The organism is Pedobacter sp., assembly GCF_035566355.1.
In the GTDB taxonomy this organism is placed as follows: domain Bacteria; phylum Bacteroidota; class Bacteroidia; order Sphingobacteriales; family Sphingobacteriaceae; genus Pedobacter.
On the sequence record NZ_DATMRL010000226.1, the window covers coordinates 1 to 2,885 of the forward strand.

A 2,885-nucleotide genomic window follows, 5' to 3' on the forward strand; every position below is an offset into this window, starting at 1 on the left:
CCTAGATCCCTATGTGGACAGCGATTTAAATGGAAACTGGGATAATTCCCGCTATTCCGACTGGCAAAAAGAATTGATTGGAGGGACTGCAACTTTTCAAGATTTGAACGCCTCTGTATCCGGAGGGAATGACCGGACTAACTTTTTAGTGGGCACAGGGCATCATCGGGAAACCACCGTTTTTCCAGGTAATTATGCGGATAATAAAACATCTGTACGCTTTAATATCAATAATACCTCAACGAATCAGAAATTTAAAATTCAGTTTTCAGGAGGATACTTATTTGATAATAATCAATTGCCAAATCAAGATTTAACTTCAAACGCGATGATATTATCACCTGTTGCCCCTTCATTATATAAATCTGATGGCAGTATCAATTGGGCGCCGGACGCCTCTGGAAACACTACTTTTGGTAATAATCCAATAGGGTACATGTTCAACAAGTTCATAGATAAAACAACGAACCTGATGAGTAACTTAACTTTGAGCTATCAAATTATACCCGGCTTGGAAATCAAAAGTTTGTTTGGGTACAACAAACTAAATAAATATATAATAGATAAACATCTCCTTCAGGCTTATTATCCTGAACTCGCACAGTATTTTCAGAGATATACATTTTTCACAACTAATGATATTAATTCCTGGTCTATCGAACCCCAATTAACTTATAATTATAATATAGGTAAAGGTAAGTTAGACGTGCTTTTGGGAACCACAATTTATAAAAATACAAGTTTGGGATCTGGAATTTTGGCATCTGGCTTTAGTAATGACCTTGTGATGGAGGATATACTCTCTGCCACTAATGTAACGGCTTTCTCTTCAATTAGCTCTGTATATAAATACAATGCCATATTTGGTCGAATCAATTACAATTGGGAGGATAAATATATATTGAATTTGACAGGTCGAAGAGATGGGAGTTCAAGATTTGGCCCTCAAAGTCAATTTCACAATTTTGCTGCCCTTGGAGGTGCCTGGATCTTTTCTAATGAATCGCTAATTAAAGATCATTTTAGTGTTTTAAGCTTTGGAAAGTTAAGAGCAAGTTATGGAACAACGGGTAATGATCAAATAGGGGATTATCGGTTTTTGAGTTTATATGATCCTCTTCAGCAGGAAATACCTTATCAGGGAATTGTTTCTTATAAATCGAACCGCTTAGCCAATCCATATCTGGAATGGGAGGAAACACGAAAATTACAATTTGGATTGGATCTGGGATTTCTAAAAGATAGATTATTGGTTAATGCAAATTATTACATCAATCGTTCTTCCAATCAGTTAAGAGCTTATACTCTTCCAATGACGACCGGTTTTGGGCAGATAGATAGAAATGTGACGGATAAGGTCAGAAATTCAGGATGGGATTTTACTATAACAAGTACAAATCTTCAGAATAAAGATTTTAAGTGGTCAAGTAATATCAATTTATCCGTGCCTAAGACTTTGTTAACTGCTACCAACGATAATCGCTTTCCTGAGAAACCTAAAGTTGGACAACCACTTAGTGCTAGTTTAGTGTATCATTTTTTAGGTGTAGATCCTGCAACTGGATTATATCAGTTTGAAGATCATAATGGGAATCCAACATTGACGCCAGACCCTGTTTTGGATAGAACAGTGCTAATTGATATGGCTCCTAAATTTTATGGAGGTTTGCAGAACTCATTTTCCTACAGTGGTTTTCAATTAGATTTTTTATTCTATTTTGTAAAACAGATTGCCCAAAATCAGGGATTTGGGTTTAGTACGCCAGGTACAGGGCAAGGCCAAGGAAATCAATTGGCTTCCTTAATGGGTCGATGGCAAAGACCAGGGGACATTTCCTCAATACAAAGATTTTCGACGAAATATTCTGGTGATGTATCACAGGCACTTGCTAATGTGTACGAAAGTGACGCTGCTTGGGCGGATGCTTCTTATATACGTTTAAAAAATGTTTCGCTTTCCTGGCAATTACCTGAAAACTGGTGTAAGCATGCACATTTACAAAATTGTAGCTTATTTGTACAGGGACAAAATCTATGGACTTTCACAAATTATAAAGGACTAGATCCAGAAACAAAAAGTTCGACAACGCTCCCTCCTCTAAGAGTAGTTACCATAGGTCTAAAAGTAGGTCTATAAATGTTTTTTAATTTAAAAAATAACGAAATGACTTGTAAAAGAATATTTATCTTGACTTTAATGCTTCTCGGTTTTGTACTTAGTAGTTGTAAGAAACTGGTGGAAATAGATGGCCCAGTAACAAGTGTCAGTTCAAAGAATATTTACAACAATGATGCAACCGCTATTGGTGCGATCACTTCCTTGTATGTAAATTTAAGTAATGGCAGTCCGGTAGGTCCAACAGAACTTAGTGCATTGTCTGGTATTGGTAGCTTGTCTGCGGATGAACTTGATTATTATTCTGGAGCAGGAAACTCGACTTTGGCTGTTTATTATCAGAATTCCCTTAATTCAGAAAATATATATAGCGGTTTTTGGGGCACCACTTATCAAAGACTATATGTGGTGAATGCAGCTTTAGAAGGACTCGAGTCTTCTACCAGGCTCACTCCTGCAGGAAAGCAACATTTAATGGGAGAGGCATACTTTATGCGGGCTTTCTATTATTTCTACCTGGTGAATTTATACGGTGATGTACCCTTAGTGTTAAGTACAGATTATACGATCAATGCGGTGATCAAAAGATCGGCAAAGGCAGATGTTTACAATCAAATTGTTACAGATTTGAAAGCATCACAAAGCTTTTTAGGCAATGGCTATCTGAAAGGAGATGGTATAACAGAATATGCCTCAGGATCGGAAGAACGGGTAAGGCCGAATAAATGGGCGGCCACGGCTCTATTGGCTAGAACATATTTGTTTATGG

The 2,885-nt window shown here is 37.1% G+C and carries 2 protein-coding genes; both read left to right on the forward strand.

Annotation, left to right across the window (positions count from 1 at the left end):
• On the forward strand, positions 1-2,137 hold a 2,137-nt coding region (locus tag VNZ46_RS08645; RefSeq protein WP_325559696.1), incomplete at its 5' end, for a SusC/RagA family TonB-linked outer membrane protein.
• A 27-nt stretch (positions 2,138-2,164) separates the two neighbouring features.
• A partial coding sequence (locus VNZ46_RS08650; RefSeq protein WP_325559697.1) for a RagB/SusD family nutrient uptake outer membrane protein occupies positions 2,165-2,885 on the forward strand: 721 nt, incomplete at its 3' end.